Genomic DNA, 15,910 nt, shown 5'->3' with positions numbered 1-15,910 from the left:
TTAAAACATGATCGAGTTGGAAGAAGCACGAGAGAAAATGACCCAACATATGAAGAGTCAATGTGAAACAGAAGAAGTGGCGCTGCTTGATTCCTTGGGGCGGATTAGCGGAGAAACCATTTTTGCAGAGACAGCGATTCCTCATTTTCCTCGTGCCGGGATGGATGGGTATGCCGTTCGTGCAGTAGAAACACGAGGTGCGACTGCTGAAAGCCCAAGTTGTTTAAAAGTCGTTGGTTCTTTAGTGGCAGGGGATTCCATGTTTTATTGTAATCAGACGAATAACTGTGCGATTAAAATAACGACAGGTGCTTTTATTCCAACCGATTTTGATGCTGTAGTGCCACAAGAATGGACGGATTTTGGGCAGGACCATGTTAAAATTTTTCGCTCTGTCACTGCGGGCCAAAACTATGCGGAAATTGGAGAAGATATTGCTTTTCAGCAAAAAATTTTAACAAAACATCAACAGATTAATAGTCGCATGATTGGTCTGTTGGCAATGCAAGGGATTGATAAAGTTGTTGTTTTGAAGCGCATGAAAGTGGGGATTTTAGCGACCGGTAGTGAGTTAGTTTCTTTGGAAGAACCGCTGTCAGTTGGGAAAATTTATAATAGTAATCTCTACATGTTAGCAGCTTTTGTCAAAGCGAGTGGTAATGAAGTAATCCACCTAGACCATTGTTCAGATGACCCTGAAGAATTAGCGAATAGGCTGATTGAGATTTCACCAAAACTTGATTTATTAATTACTTGTGGTGGTGTTTCGGTAGGTGAAAAGGACAATTTACCTTTAGCGATTAAACGTATCGGAGGAACAGAGTTGTTTCATTTTGTAAATATGAAACCTGGAACCCCAGTTATGGGAAGTAAATTTCAAGAGACACTCATTTTAAGCGTTTCAGGCAATCCGTTTGCGGCAATGGTTAATTTACATCTTTTTTACTGGAAATTATTAGCTACTTTTTTTAATTGTGTCGAGTTAAATCTCAAGGAACGAACAGTAATTTTAGCGCATGAATTAGCCCCCAGTAGACTACGTCGATTTTACCGAGCGAAAGAAATAGATGGCAAAGTAAATTTAGTGACAAAAAGTCATCTTTCATCCAATTTATCAAATACTTTAGAAACAAATTGCTTGCTAGAACAACCAGCTGGTGTACTACTCAAAAAAGGCGCGCTTGTAAAAGTCTATTATTGGCAAACTTGATGACAACCTGACCTAAGATTAGTATGAAAGTAAGAGCCTGGAACAAAAATCATTTTGGATTTTTGTTCCAGGCTTAAAAATTGATAAACGGCGGGAACAGAAGCAACTCCTTCGGAAATAAGCCGAAATTCTCCAAAAATTATAGAACAATTTTCGGAAATTCCTTCTTATTTCTCGGAGTTAAGCACTTCTGTCCCGACCTCTTATTGCTTATCAAGTTTTAAGACTTAGACAAAAGTCTGGTCAGGCTAAGCAAAGCACGTAATTTTTGTCGCTTAACTTTTTTAACTTCGATTTCTCGCTAAAAAAAATTATGGATGCCAGATTGTTTTTTTGATGCAAGAGTGATACACTTGAAAAAGAAGTATTGTGTAAACGTTAACAAATGTCAAATGTGAGGTGGAGAAATGGTTCAAAGTAAGGAATTTACGCACTTGAATACACAAGGAGAAGTGCATATGGTTGATATTTCGGAAAAAAATGACACTGAAAGAACAGCCCTCGCTTATGGAGAAATTCACATGTTAGAAGCGACAGCAGAAGCGATCCAGACCCAAATGATTAAAAAAGGTGAAGTATTACAGGTAGCAAGAGTAGCTGGGATTACCGCCGCAAAACGAACGTTTGAATGGATTCCTTTGTGTCATTTGGTTGCTTTGACAAAGTGTGAAATTCAGTTTGATTGGCGCAATCAAACTTGTTTAGAAGTACGTTGCTTTACAAAAACAGTGGGTTCAACTGGCGTTGAAATGGAAGCGCTAACAGGTGTGCAGGCATCACTCTTAACAATTTATGACATGTGTAAAGCAATTGATCGAGGAATGACAATGACAAACATTGGTTTATTAGAGAAAAATGGTGGACGCAGTGGTCATTTCATTCGTTCTTCAATTAAATCAAAGGAAAGTGATGAGTGAACAGCATGAAAGATGCATTTAACCGTGAAATTGATTATGTTCGTTTGTCTTTAACAGATCGTTGTGACTTACGTTGCACGTATTGCATGCCAGCAACAGGTCTTTGCTTTTTAAAAAAAGAGCAGCTTCTAACAGATGATGAGATTATTTTTTTACTGAGGATATTAGCGAAAGAAGGCATCAAAAAAGTTAAATTAACAGGTGGTGAACCGCTTGTTAGACCGAATTTACTCTCTTTAATTAAAAGGATAAAGCAAATCTCAGGCATCGAAAAAGTAACCCTAACAACTAATGGTATGAAGTTAGCTCGTGAGGCTCAAGGGTTAAAAGAGGCGGGCTTGGACGGCATTAATATTAGCTTAGACACTTTGGATCCAGAAGAATTTCGAGAAATAACAAGAGTTGGTCAGTTAAGGAATGTTCTGGCGGGCTTAGAACAAGTGATTGATGCGGGACTACCTAATATCAAAATTAATACTGTAGCTAGGAAAGAGCTAAGTGAAGCAACAATTGTAGAACTGGCTGAAATCGCTAAGAAAGAGACTGTCCATCTTCGTTTCATTGAAATGATGCCAATTGGATTAGGAAAGGAGCATCCGGGTAAGCAGCAAGAAGAAGTAGAAGCCATTTTAACCAAACATTATGGAATGTTGCAACCATACCAAAAACCATTGGGCAATGGCCCTGCTAGTTATTACGCCTTAAAAGATTTTAAAGGGAAAATAGGTTTTATTAGTGCATTAGGGCATTGTTTTTGCGAGACGTGCAATCGAATCCGAATTACTGCAGACGGCCATTTAAAAACGTGCCTGCATTCTGCAGACGGCTACTCGTTAAAGGAAGCTTTAGCTAAGGAACAAACAGCAGAATTGTTAGGGATTATTAAGAGTGGCATTGCCTGTAAGCCTGAAAAACATCTTTTCTTGGAACAACAAGGAGAACAACGATTTATGTCACAAATAGGAGGATAAGTATGAAAACAGGAGAAATTATTGCAATAAATATTAGCCCGCGAAGAGGCACACAGAAAAAGGAAATTCCTGAAGTCAACTTAATTAAAGGCTTTGGATTAGAAAATGATGCGCACGGCGGTAATTGGCATCGACAAGTCAGTTTGTTATCTTTTGAAGAAATAACGGCTTTCAATGAAAAAGGAGCTCGGGTTGGCAATGGTGCTTTCGGGGAAAACATAATCGTCTCAGGGATTGATTTACGTCAATTACCTGTTGGAACGAAAATGAAAATAGGCGATTCCGAATTGGTGGTTACTCAAATTGGGAAAGAGTGCCATAAACACTGTCAGATTTATGCGCGAGTGGGCGATTGCATCATGCCTAGAGAAGGAATCTTTGCAGTTGTTGTGACAGAAGGTCATATTAAAAAAGGAGACCAGTTAGACGTTGTTTAAAGTGGGCATTGTAACATTAAGTGATCGTTGCTTTCAAGGACTTGCTGTCGACCAATCGGGTCCCTTGATTCGTGAACAGTTACCTGTGCTCTACCAGGTAACCAAACAAACCATTTTACCAGATGAAGAAAATCAATTAGTAGAGCTATTGCTAGAGTGGTCTAAGACCTGTGATTTGATTTTAACGACAGGCGGCACAGGGTTGAGTGAACGGGATCGGACCCCAGAAGCTACCTTACGTGTAGCAGAGCGAATCATTCCTGGGATCAGTGAGGGCTTGCGTCAACTTAGCTTGGAAAAAACACCATTTGCTATGTTAAGTCGAGGCGTTTCTGTTCAAAGAGGACGCACGCTCATTGTTAATTTGCCTGGTAGCCCGAAAAGTGTAACAGAACATTTGCATTTTTTGTTGCCTGTTTTGCCCCACGCTTTGGATTTAATCACAAATAAAAAAATCATACATGATGAGGAATAAACCATGAAAACAATTCGAACAGAACAGGCAGTTGGCCTTCCGTTGAGTCATGATATTACGCGAATTGACTATGGAAAGACCAAGGAAGTGTGTTTTAAAAAAGGACATATAGTTGTTCAAGAAGATATTCCAATTCTTTTATCATTAGGGAAAAAACATCTGTTTGTTTCCTTGGATCCAGCAGAAATACATGAAGAAGAGGCAGCGACATTTTTGTATAACCTGTTAACAGATGACTCATGTCAGCCGAGTGAAGTCCATGAAGGAAAAATTGTTGCTAAAGCTAGCACGAGAGGTCTTTTAAAAGTCAATCGAGAAAAATTAATTGCTTTAAATGAAATTGAAGGTCTCGCCTTGTCAACTAAAGTTACCAATATAGAAGTTCAGAAAGATGAAAAAGTTGCAGCCTTTCGAGTGATTCCACTAACAATTTCTAAAAGCCAATTAGAAAAGGCACGCCAGCTCAGCACGTCTGAGCCACTAATCTCTGTGAAACCTTTCAAAAAAATACGGGTCGGGATTGTAACTACTGGCAGTGAAGTTTACACAGGATTGGTTGAGGATGCTTTTTACCCTGTGTTAAAAGCCAAGTTCTCCGCGTATCCTTTAGTTACGATTGTCAAGCAAGAAATTGTCGATGATCAGCCGCAAAAAATTACTGTTGCGATCAAAAAGATGTTAGCACAAGGGTTTGATCTGATTGTTTGTACAGGTGGTATGAGTGTAGATCCTGATGATTTGACACCGTTAGCAATTAAGCAGACAGGTGCTGAAATCGTAACCCATGGGACACCAGTCTTACCAGGTTCAATGTTTTTGCTAGCTTATAAAGGAGAGCAAACGATCATTGGCTTACCAGGCGGTGTTTTATTTTCAGAAAAAACGGTTTTTGATTTGTTGTTACCAAGATTAATGGCCAAAGAAGTGATAAAAAAATCTGAAATTATTGACTTGAGTTATGGCGGGTATTTATAAAAGAAAAGAGGCGTTCAAATGTCTAAACAAAAAAAGGCTGTGTTCCTGCTTAGTTTATTCAGTTTAGTTGCCCTAATTGCTGCATGTACAAATCAGCCGCAAAAAGAAACAGTTTCAACAAAAAAAGAAGAAATAACCCTTGCGGCAGCTGCTAGCTTAGAATCAGTCATGGAGAAGAAAATTATTCCTGCCTTTGAAAAAGAGCATCCAGATATTCAGGTAACTGGAACCTATGATAGTTCTGGAAAATTACAGATGCAAATTGAAAAAGGCCTAAAAGCCGATGTATTTTTCTCGGCTTCGACAAAACAAATGAATGCATTGGTTGCAGAAAAACTAATTAATAAGAAAAGTGTCGTTCCTTTATTGGAAAACCAGCTCGTTCTAATCGTACCTAATCAAGATCAAGCAAAGTGGCATGATTTTTCTGATTTAAAAAAGGCCCAAATGATAGCAATTGGTGATCCTGCGAGTGTTCCAGCTGGTCAATATGCCGAAGAAGGCTTAAAAGCTTTAGGTGCTTGGTCCTATGTAGAAAAACACGCAAGCTTTGGCACGAATGTAACAGAAGTCCTTGAATGGGTAGCTAATGCAAGTGCAGAAGCTGGCTTAGTTTATGCGACAGATGCAGCAACCAATTCAAAAGTAGCGATTGTTGCGGCCATGCCTGAAGCTGCTTTGAAAAAGCCAATCATCTATCCAGTTGGTAAAGTTGCCGCCTCTAAGAAACAAAAATCAGCGGATGCTTTTTTAAATTTTTTACAGAGTCAACAATGCAGAAAATATTTTGAAAATATTGGCTTTAAGTTAACAAAGTAGGTGGGAAAATGGATGTTCGACCAATTCTTTTATCTTTTCAGACAGCAATAATCGCCATTTTATTTACTTTTGTTTTAGGAACAGGCGTTGCGTATATTGTTTTTCGTTTGAAAAATCGTAAATTAAAAATTCTTTTGAATAGTTTATTTACGTTGCCATTAGTTTTACCGCCGACTGTTTTTGGTTTTTTTCTCTTAACTATTTTTGGTGTTCAGCAACCAGTGGGCCAGTTTTTACTTGATTTTTTTGCCATTCAAGTTGTTTTTTCGTGGCCAGCTACGGTTATTGCTGCCGTTGCTGTTTCATTTCCTTTAATGTATCGTTCAGCCTTAACGGCGTTTGAACAAATGGATAGTGAATTGTTGGCGGTAGCCCAGACACTTGGGTTTTCGGAAAGTCGATATTTTAGAAAAATTGCGCTACCTTTGTCGATGAACGGTCTCTTGGCCGGTGGCGTGTTAGCCTTTGCCCGTGGGTTAGGCGAATTTGGAGCGACGACAATGTTAGCAGGGAATATTGCTGGCAAAACAAGAACGCTTCCTTTAGCTATCTACTCTGCTGTAGCAAGTGGGGATTGGCGTTTAGCCAATCAATATGTTGTGATTATGTTATTACTTTGCCTGATTATTTTATTTTTTACGGAATTTTTTAGTCAGCGCGCTTGGAGAAGATCGGAATGAGATTAATTGTTGATATTCAAAAAGAATTGAAAAGTCATACTTTGCAAATTCAGTTTGAAACAAAGACTCAAACAACAGGAATTTTAGGTGCTTCTGGTTGTGGCAAGAGTATGTTATTAAAATGTATTGCGGGTGTTGAGACTGCGGATAAAGGTCAGATTGTTTTAAATGATCAAGTCTTATTCGATGCTGAAAAAAAGATCAATTTGTCGCCGCAACAACGAAAAATTGGTCTTTTGTTTCAGCAGTATGCGTTGTTCCCTCATTTGTCGGTAGTAGAAAATCTCACGTGCGTGACAAAAGATTTACAATTGGTCACTCAATTGCTTGCGTCTTTTCACTTAACTAAAGTCCAACAACAATATCCTAGTCAACTTTCTGGAGGACAAAGACAACGAGTGGCTTTTGCGCGAATGCTAGCGGCTCAGCCGGCTTACCTGTTATTAGATGAGCCATTTTCCGCATTAGATGCACCCTTAAAGGAAGAGCTGCAAATTGAACTTCAACAGCGATTAAGTAATTTAAATCAACATGCCTTAATTGTGAGTCATAGTTTAGATGAACTGTATAAGTTATGTCAGAGTTTAGTGATAATCACAAAAAGCAAAACACTTTTTGGTGCAACAAATCAATTATTTAACCAACCTCAAACGATTGAAGCAGCTAAACTCACTGGTTGTAAAAATATTTGGCCTGTTAAACGCATAGATGCGCACAGAGTCCAAGTGATTGGTTGGCAACAAACACTAATGGTTACACAAGAAGTTCCTATTTCTTGTCATTCTATTGGTATTCGGGCCCATGATTTCACAACAGAACCGCAGGCAACCAATCAAATCGAAGTGCATCACTTACAAACATTGTCAGCACCTTTTGAACAAAGTGCTTGGTTTCAACACCAACAAACCAAAATTTGGTGGAAAGGCAGCAATAGACTCAATCCGAAAGTTATTACTCAGTTATCCATTCCACCTACAGCAATTATGCCATTATGTCTATAAAATAGAAAAAGATTACGTGAAGCGGTTGACATATGATTGCACCTTCATTTATAATATATTCATGAAAGGTTATTCATGTAAACGGAATAATCGCTATTATATAGGGAGTGAAGGTGTTTAAATGCAAAAGAGTTATAAACTAGAAGGACTTGATTGTGCAAGTTGTGCTGACAAAATTGAAAAATCTGTCCAAAAAATTCACGGAGTAGAAAAAGCGCGTGTGGACTTCATGGCTGAAAAAATGACACTGGAAGTTGAATCAGGACATGATTTAGAAGTCGAAAATGAAGCGCGTGCAGTGATTGGTAAGTTAGAACCAGATGTCAAAGTTATTTCTTTAAAAGATGTCAAAGAAGAAGAAGGACGTAATCCAAATAATAATCGCTTAATTCGTATCATTATTGCATTTGTTTTATTTTTAGCACTTATTATCATTAAACCAAGTAATAATTGGGTTGCTTTGGCATCTTATTTAGTCGTTTATGTCTTAATTGGTGGCGACATTGTCAAACGAGCGGTAACGAATATTTTTCGTGGGGAAGTGTTTGATGAAAATTTTTTAATGTCTGTGGCAACGATCGGGGCATTCTTTATTGGGGAATATCCCGAAGCTGTGGCAGTAATGTTGTTCTACCAAGTCGGCGAATGGTTCCAAAGTGCTGCGGTTGATCAATCCAGAAAATCAATTGCCAAATTAATGGATATTCGTCCGGATTCAGCAAATCTTTTAGTAAATGGACAAATAAAAGCGGTCGCTCCAGATACAATTGAAATTGGGCAACAAATATTAGTGAAACCAGGTGAAAAAGTTCCATTAGATGGTCAAATTATTGATGGATCAAGTATGGTAGATACCTCTGCGTTGACTGGTGAATCCGTTCCGAGAACGGTCAAAGTCGGCGATGAAATCTTAGGTGGTTTTATCAATAAAAATGGGGCCTTGACCATTAATGTTACGAAAAAATTTGGGGATTCAACAGTTAGCAAAATTTTAGATTTAGTTGAAAATGCTAGCAGTAAAAAAGCCCCTGCAGAAAACTTTATTTCTAAATTTGCTCGTTACTATACACCAGTTGTCGTTGTTTTAGCTGTCTTATTGGCAGTGATTCCACCATTTATTTTCCCTGATACTTCTATTAATGAATGGGTTTATCGGGCATTAACGTTCTTGGTTATTTCTTGTCCATGTGCCTTAGTCATTTCTGTTCCTTTAAGTTTCTTCGGTGGAATTGGCGGAGCCAGCAAACTAGGTGTTTTAATTAAAGGAAGCAACTATTTAGAAATTTTAGCGAATACGGAAACGATTGTTTTTGATAAAACTGGTACGCTAACAAAAGGAAATTTTGTGGTTCAAAACATAACTAGTGTTGTTTTACCTGAAGAAGAGTTGTTACGTTTAACAGCAACAGCAGAACAATTATCCACTCATCCTATTGCTATTTCTATTAAAGAAAGCTATGGCAAAGAAACTGTTCCAGCAACAGCAATTGAAGAGGTTGCCGGACACGGTATCAAAGCCACAATTGAAGGCAAAACAGTTTTAGTCGGTAATGCGAAGTTAATGAAACAATTTGGTATCGAAGCACCAGAAGTGAAGGAAGCGGGAACTTTAATTTTTGTCGCTATTGATAATCAATTTGCAGGCTACTTAGTGATTGCGGATCAATTGAAACCAGATGCCATTTCAGCAATAAAAGAATTAAAAGCTGAAGGGGTCAAACAAACTGTTATGCTGACTGGAGACAATCAACAAGTTGCAGAAGCTATTGCAAAAGAAGTTGGTGTTGACAAAGTTTATGCAGAACTTTTACCAGATGGCAAAGTGGATCGTTTAGAAGAGTTGTTAAAAGCATCTTCACCTAAAAACAAAGTTGCCTTTGTTGGTGATGGTATGAATGATGCACCTGTTTTAGCCCGGGCTGATGTTGGGATTGCCATGGGTGGTTTAGGAAGTGACGCGGCAATTGAAGCTGCTGATGTGGTGATTATGAATGATGAACCAAGTCGTATCGCCTCTGCGATTAAATTATCAAGAAAAACATTGAGAATTGTTAAACAAAACATTATCTTTGCGATTGCTGTTAAAATCATTGTTTTGGTACTAGGTGCATTAGGCTTGGCTTCAATGCAAGCAGCAGTCTTTGCTGATGTTGGTGTAACTATTATCGCTGTTTTAAATGCTATGCGTTGTTTACGTGTAGAAAAGATGAAAGATAATAACTAAGCCTTAAAAAGTACAGCTGAAACAAACATTTTTAGCTGATTATCAGGCTTTGAGCGTGGGACAAAAATCACTTTGACTTTTTGTTCCACGCTTTTTCTCCTACACAATTTCTATTCGTTCTTAAATTGCCAGAGTTCTTGTAAAGAAATCTTTAAATTTTTCGCTTTGTGGCATATAATAAGAGAGAATTTGTACGAAAATTGCGCTTCGCTTTTTTTTCATGGTACAATAAGCAAGAATGGATTGATTTACAGGAGGGAACCTCAACATGGCATCAAATGAAAAAACACGATATAAAGCAATCATTGCAGACCATACGTATACAATTATTGGCCAAGAGTCAAAACAACATATGGATTTAGTCACAAAAATTGTCAACGAACAACTGGCGGAAATTAAACATCTTTCTCCGCAAACTGATACGGAACAAGCTTCTGTTTTATTAGCAATTAATGCAATTTCAGATCAACTAAAAAAACAAGAATATGCTTTAAAATTGGAAAAACAAGTAGCAGATTTAAAACAGAAAACCATTCGTTTGGCTGAATTAGAGAATCGTGTGCGCCGAATGGAAATTATCGAAGAAGAAGCACGGGATGTTTTGAAAAAGAATGGACAAGAAGATGTAGAAATTCATAATCATGTGGAAGCCCAACAAATTTTGAATGAAAATCGAAAACAGCAGATTCAAAATAAAGGTGTTTCGGAGTAGTTCCTGAAAGGATGACAAGATGTTAACAATACTTATTTTATTACTTTTAGCCTTTGGATTTTATACAGGAGCTAAACGAGGCTTGATTTTACAAGTGCTCTATTCGGTAGGTTACTTAATTTCATATTTTGTTGCTCGAACCTATTACAAAGAGGTCGCCTCTCATTTAGAATTGTATATTCCATATCCATCGGTTACGCCAACGTCAAAGCTTGTCTTTTTTAATCAAGAGATTTCTTTAGACTTAGACAAAGCCTTTTATTCAGCGGTTGCGTTTCTATTATTGCTGTTTGCAGGCTGGTTAGTCGTTCGTTTTTTAGCTATCTTTTTACATGGATTAACATTTATTCCAGTTTTGAAACAGGTAAATGGACTATTAGGTGGCGTATTAAGTGTTCTTGTATTATACGTGGGTCTTTTTCTAGTGTTAGCTACGGCGTCAATGATTCCGTCAGATATTGTCCAAAATCAGTTTCGATCAAGTGGCTTGGCACGAGGCATTGTAAAAAACACCCCAATTCTAACAAAACAAGCATATGAATTATGGGTTGAACCAATTACGAAATAAAGCTGAATGGGACTGAGATAGAGATAAGAAGTAAGTGAGCAAAGCGAAACTTCTTATGTTATGTCTCAGTCTTTTCAACAAATGAAAAAGTTAGAAAAGTAGGTGGAAAAATGAATCAGCGCATTCTATCAACATTAGGGTTTGATAAAGTAAAACAACAGTTGTTGCAATTTATTGTGACAGCTCAGGGGACAAACGAAGTTTCGGAATTATTACCGATTGCTGATGAAAATAAAATTCAAGCATGGCTAAATGAAACACAGGATGGTTTAAAAGTTCAACGATTACGTGGTGGAATCCCTATTCCTAAATTAGAAAATATCCAACCACACATGAAACGGATTGAAATTGGTGCGGATTTAAATGGTGTAGAATTAGCACAAGTAGGCCGTGTCTTGTCGACTACTTCAGAACTGACTCGTTTTTTTGATGAGCTAAGTGAAAATGAAGTGGATTTTGAACGTTTATATATGTGGCGAGAGCAACTAGAAGTTTTACCTGAATTAAATCGCCAACTCAAACAAGCCATTGATGATGATGGCTACGTCACAGATGAAGCTTCGCCAGCCTTAAAGGCAATTCGGCAAAATATTCGTCGTAGTGAGCAGACCATTCGAGAAGAACTAGATAGTATTATTCGTGGGAAAAACGCACGTTATCTGAGTGATGCCCTTGTTACTATGCGAAATGAACGCTACGTGATTCCAGTCAAACAAGAATATAAAAATATTTTTGGTGGCGTGGTTCACGATCAAAGTGCTTCAGGTCAAACCTTATTTATTGAACCTAAACAAATTTTAGAAATGAATAATCGCTTGCGACAACAACAAATTGCCGAAAGAAATGAGATTACTCGCATCTTGGCAGAACTGTCGGCCGAGTTGGTCCCTTATCGCCGTGAAATTACGCATAATGCTTATGTAATCGGTAAACTTGATTTTATTAATGCTAAGGCGCGACTAGGAAAAGAACTAAAAGCAGTTGTTCCAGAAATTAGTCAAGCAAATCATGTAGTTTTTAAACAAGCCCGGCACCCGCTATTGGATCCAGAAAAAGCTGTAGCCAATGACATTTTGATTGGAGAAGAATATCAAGCAATTGTGATTACAGGGCCTAATACCGGCGGGAAAACCATTACTCTGAAAACGTTAGGTCTTTTACAATTAATGGGCCAAGCTGGACTACCTATTCCAGTTGAAGAAGAGAGTAAAATGGGGATTTTTACAGAAGTATTTGCGGATATCGGGGATGAACAATCGATTGAACAAAGTTTAAGTACTTTCTCTTCACATATGACGAATATCGTGTCTGTCTTAAAGAAAGTCGATCATCAAAGTTTAGTACTATTTGATGAATTAGGTGCTGGGACAGATCCGCAAGAAGGGGCCGCTTTAGCGATTGCCATTTTAGATTCATTGGGTGCTAAAGGAGCCTATGTGATGGCAACAACCCATTATCCTGAATTAAAAGTGTATGGCTATAATCGAGCTGGAACAATCAATGCCAGTATGGAATTTGATGTAGACACTTTGAGTCCAACCTATCGTTTATTAATTGGCGTGCCTGGCCGAAGTAACGCTTTTGAAATTTCGAAACGTCTTGGATTAGACAACAGTATTATTGAGGCTGCAAAACAAATAATGGACGGTGAAAGTCAAGATTTAAACGAAATGATTGAAGACTTGGAAAACCGTCGCAAAATGGCCGAAACTGAATATTTAGAAGCTCGCCACTATGTCGATGAATCGGCCGCTTTGCATAAGGAACTGAAAGAAGCCTATCAAGTATTTTTTGAAGAACGAGAAAAAGAATTACAAAAAGCACGGAAAGAAGCAAATAAAATTATTGCAGAAGCGGAAGAAAACGCAGAAACCATTATTTCTGATATTCGCAAAATGCAATTGGAAAGTGGCCAACAAGGTGGTGTCAAAGAACATCAGTTAATTGATGCGAAAACACAACTTTCTCAATTACACCATGAAGAAACCAAGCTTGCTAAAAACAAAGTGCTAAAGAAGGCGAAAGAACAGAAAAAATTAAAAGCTGGCGATGAAGTAATTGTCAATACTTACGGCCAACGAGGGACCTTATTAAAAGACAACGGCAAAGGACAATGGCAAGTCCAATTAGGCATTTTAAAAATGAACGTCTCTGAAGAGGATATGACGCCTGTCGCTCCACAAAAGGAAGCAAAACCAAGAGTTACAACGGTTCGTTCTGCAGAAAGCAGTCATGTTGGCACACAACTAGACTTACGTGGCAAACGCTACGAAGAAGCATTGGCAGAAGTTGACCAATATATTGATGCTGCGATTCTAGCAGGCTATCCACAAGTAACCATTGTTCACGGTAAAGGAACAGGTGCATTAAGAACCGGAATAACGGAATTTTTAAAAAATCACCGCAGTGTGAAAAGCTATGAATTTGCGCCACAAAACCAAGGTGGTAATGGTGCGACTGTCGTGAAATTCCAATAAACAAGGACTTACAATAAGTAAGCAGAACACTCGCTATCTTAGAGATGACGTGTTATACTAAGCATGTAGTAAGAGTAAAGAGTAGGAGGTTTGTGAAATGACACAAGCAATTACCGATAAAGATTTTGCAACAGAAACAGATGAAGGATTAGTCTTAATCGACTTTTGGGCAACTTGGTGTGGCCCTTGTCGTATGCAAGCACCCATCTTAGAACAATTATCTGAAGAATATGATGAAGACGAAGTAAAAATCGTCAAAATGGATGTGGATGAAAATCCTACAACACCAGCAAGTTTTGGAATCATGAGCATCCCAACATTGCTATTGAAAAAAGATGGCGAAGTTGTTGAAAAAGCAGTCGGTGTTCATACAAAAGACCAATTGCAAGCAATGATTGCCAAACACTTATAAACGTTGATTAGTCATTACGAATAGTCTGATTCAGTCTGAAGAGAAATCATTAGCGATTGTCTTTTCAGGCTGTTTCTTTCGTACATAAAGTAGCGGCTTTTTTTGTTTAATTACAAAAAGAGGTGTATAATAGATGAAGTATTTTGTTAGAAAGGAAGTATCGTATGAACGAACGAATAAAAAATAAATTAGCACTGCTTCCTGATCAACCTGGTTGTTATTTAATGAAAGATAAAAACGGCACGATTATCTATGTTGGGAAAGCCAAAATTTTGAAAAACCGTGTCCGGTCTTATTTTCGTGGTAGCCATGATACTAAGACAGAACGATTAGTCAGTGAAATCGATGATTTTGAATATATTGTGACAGAATCGAATATTGAAGCACTTTTATTAGAAATTAATTTAATCCATAAAAATAATCCCAAATATAACATCATGTTAAAAGACGATAAAACCTATCCTTTTATCAAAATCACAAACGAAAAATATCCTCGTTTAATGATTACTCGAAAGGTTTTAAAAGACAAAGCGTTATATTTTGGCCCATATCCAGATGTAAATGCAGCGAATGAAACAAAGAAACTGTTAGATCGGCTTTTTCCTTTGCGAAAATGTAATCCGTCGCAAAAAACACCTTGTTTGTATTATCATTTAGGACAATGTCTGTGTCCCTATGCTTTTGATGTGGATCCGCAAGTCTACAAAGATATGGTGGAAGAGATTAAAGGGTTTCTCTCTGGTGGACATACAGAAATTCAGGACCGCTTACAAGAAAAAATGGCTTATGCAGCTGCACATATGGAATTTGAAAAAGCTGCAGAATTTCGCGATCAAATTAAAGCGATTGAAACAGTTATGACCCGCCAAAAAATGACGAATGTGGATTTAATTGATCGTGATGTGTTTGGTTATGCTGTTGATAAAGGCTGGATGTGTGTCCAAGTATTCTTTGTCAGACAAGGAAAATTAATCGAACGTGATGTATCGATTTTTCCATTTTATGATGATGCCAGTGAAGCATTTTTAACTTTTATTGGACAATTTTATCAAGAGAATGAGCATTTTGTGCCAAAAGAAGTCTTGATTCCTGATGACATTGATAAAGAAAGCGTTGAAGCGTTATTAGCTACGAAAGTCTTGCAGCCGCAACGGGGAGAAAAGAAAAAACTGGTTAAATTAGCCAGTAAAAATGCTGCAGTTGCTTTAAATGAAAAATTCGATTTGATTGTACGGAAACAAGAACGAACAATTGGCGCAGTTGAAAAATTAGGCAATGCGATGAACATACCTGCGCCCATTCGAATTGAAGCATTTGATAATTCAAATATTATGGGAACAAACCCTGTTTCTGCGATGGTTGTGTTTATTGACGGACGGCCAGCTAAAAATGAGTATCGAAAATATAAAATAAAAACCGTCCAAGGTCCTGATGATTACGCTTCTATGAGAGAAGTCATTTATCGCAGATATTCACGAGTTTTAAAAGAAGGCTTGCCTTTTCCTGATTTAATTTTAATCGATGGTGGTAAAGGTCAAGTCGATGTTGCCAAAGATGTGTTAGCCAATCAACTAGGAGTCGATATTCCTGTAGCTGGATTAGCCAAGAACGACAAGCACAAAACGAGTGAACTTTTATTTGGTCCAGACTTAGAAGTTGTACCATTGGAAAGAAACTCACAAGAATTTTTCTTGTTGCAACGAATCCAAGATGAAGTCCATCGTTTTGCAATCACATTTCATCGTCAATTACGTAGTAAAAATAGTTTTGCTTCCAAATTAGATAACATTGAAGGCTTGGGACCGAAACGCAAAAAAAATCTTTTAAAAGAATTTAAATCGCTTAAAAATATTACGGCAGCCAGTGTTGAAGAATTAAGAAAAGCTGGGTTACCTGAAACTGTCGCAAAGAATGTGTATCGTCATTTGCACCAAGAAACAACCTCTGAGATAGAAAAATAAATGAAAACAAGCCAGAGGTCGGGACAGAAACGTTTAGCTCCGAGAACCAAGTAGGTACTGTTCAACATCTA

The 15,910-nt window shown here is 37.8% G+C and carries 15 protein-coding genes; all 15 read left to right on the top strand.

Annotation, left to right across the window (positions count from 1 at the left end; translation table 11 throughout):
• Positions 1 to 7: 7 nt before the first annotated feature.
• Complete coding sequence (locus HMPREF2810_RS04955) at positions 8 to 1,210, top strand: molybdopterin molybdotransferase MoeA (RefSeq protein ID WP_010715162.1); 1,203 nt, start codon at positions 8 to 10, stop codon at positions 1,208 to 1,210.
• A gap of 407 nt (positions 1,211 to 1,617) precedes the next feature.
• Positions 1,618 to 2,127, top strand: coding sequence for a cyclic pyranopterin monophosphate synthase MoaC (moaC, locus tag HMPREF2810_RS04950; protein ID WP_010715163.1), 510 nt, complete (start codon positions 1,618 to 1,620; stop codon positions 2,125 to 2,127).
• Positions 2,124 to 3,098, top strand: coding sequence for a GTP 3',8-cyclase MoaA (moaA, locus tag HMPREF2810_RS04945; RefSeq protein ID WP_080114283.1), 975 nt, complete (start codon positions 2,124 to 2,126; stop codon positions 3,096 to 3,098). The genes moaC and moaA overlap by 4 nt, the downstream gene beginning before the upstream one ends.
• A gap of 2 nt (positions 3,099 to 3,100) precedes the next feature.
• The gene (locus HMPREF2810_RS04940) at positions 3,101 to 3,535 is read left to right on the top strand and encodes an MOSC domain-containing protein (RefSeq protein WP_002357714.1); all 435 of its coding nucleotides are present in this window, start codon (positions 3,101 to 3,103) and stop codon (positions 3,533 to 3,535) included.
• On the top strand, positions 3,528 to 4,010 hold the full coding sequence (locus HMPREF2810_RS04935; RefSeq protein ID WP_002410705.1) for a MogA/MoaB family molybdenum cofactor biosynthesis protein: 483 nt from the start codon (positions 3,528 to 3,530) through the stop codon (positions 4,008 to 4,010). Before HMPREF2810_RS04940 ends, HMPREF2810_RS04935 begins: the two co-directional genes overlap by 8 nt.
• A 3-nt stretch (positions 4,011 to 4,013) precedes the next feature.
• Positions 4,014 to 4,985: a molybdopterin-binding protein gene (locus HMPREF2810_RS04930; RefSeq protein WP_002419762.1), complete on the top strand. Its 972-nt coding sequence runs from the start codon at positions 4,014 to 4,016 to the stop codon at positions 4,983 to 4,985.
• Positions 4,986 to 5,003: 18 nt separating this feature from the next.
• Positions 5,004 to 5,804, top strand: a complete 801-nt coding sequence (gene modA / locus HMPREF2810_RS04925; RefSeq protein WP_002360416.1) for a molybdate ABC transporter substrate-binding protein — start codon at positions 5,004 to 5,006, stop codon at positions 5,802 to 5,804.
• Between the two features lie 8 nt (positions 5,805 to 5,812).
• Positions 5,813 to 6,484, top strand: coding sequence for a molybdate ABC transporter permease subunit (gene modB, locus HMPREF2810_RS04920; protein ID WP_002357709.1), 672 nt, complete (start codon positions 5,813 to 5,815; stop codon positions 6,482 to 6,484).
• Positions 6,481 to 7,485, top strand: a complete 1,005-nt coding sequence (locus tag HMPREF2810_RS04915; protein ID WP_002419761.1) for an ATP-binding cassette domain-containing protein — start codon at positions 6,481 to 6,483, stop codon at positions 7,483 to 7,485. Before modB ends, HMPREF2810_RS04915 begins: the two co-directional genes overlap by 4 nt.
• A 121-nt stretch (positions 7,486 to 7,606) precedes the next feature.
• Entirely contained in the window at positions 7,607 to 9,709 is a 2,103-nt protein-coding gene (locus HMPREF2810_RS04910; RefSeq protein WP_010715165.1) for a heavy metal translocating P-type ATPase, read from the top strand.
• A gap of 268 nt (positions 9,710 to 9,977) precedes the next feature.
• Positions 9,978 to 10,421: a cell division protein ZapA gene (zapA, locus tag HMPREF2810_RS04900; RefSeq protein WP_002357706.1), complete on the top strand. Its 444-nt coding sequence runs from the start codon at positions 9,978 to 9,980 to the stop codon at positions 10,419 to 10,421.
• Between the two features lie 19 nt (positions 10,422 to 10,440).
• Positions 10,441 to 10,989: a CvpA family protein gene (locus HMPREF2810_RS04895; protein WP_002357705.1), complete on the top strand. Its 549-nt coding sequence runs from the start codon at positions 10,441 to 10,443 to the stop codon at positions 10,987 to 10,989.
• Positions 10,990 to 11,099: 110 nt separating this feature from the next.
• On the top strand, positions 11,100 to 13,466 hold the full coding sequence (locus HMPREF2810_RS04890; protein ID WP_010715166.1) for an endonuclease MutS2: 2,367 nt from the start codon (positions 11,100 to 11,102) through the stop codon (positions 13,464 to 13,466).
• A gap of 97 nt (positions 13,467 to 13,563) precedes the next feature.
• A complete protein-coding gene (trxA, locus tag HMPREF2810_RS04885; RefSeq protein WP_002419758.1) occupies positions 13,564 to 13,878 on the top strand; it encodes a thioredoxin in 315 nt (104 codons plus the stop codon).
• A gap of 164 nt (positions 13,879 to 14,042) precedes the next feature.
• Positions 14,043 to 15,839: an excinuclease ABC subunit UvrC gene (gene uvrC, locus HMPREF2810_RS04880; RefSeq protein ID WP_002371199.1), complete on the top strand. Its 1,797-nt coding sequence runs from the start codon at positions 14,043 to 14,045 to the stop codon at positions 15,837 to 15,839.
• Positions 15,840 to 15,910: the final 71 nt, after the last annotated feature.

The sequence above is a fragment of the Enterococcus sp. HMSC078F03 genome, from assembly GCF_001811595.1.
Classification (GTDB): domain Bacteria; phylum Bacillota; class Bacilli; order Lactobacillales; family Enterococcaceae; genus Enterococcus; species Enterococcus faecalis.
The sequence above is the reverse complement of the archived record's forward strand: the minus strand, read 5'-3'. Positions and strand labels throughout refer to the sequence as shown.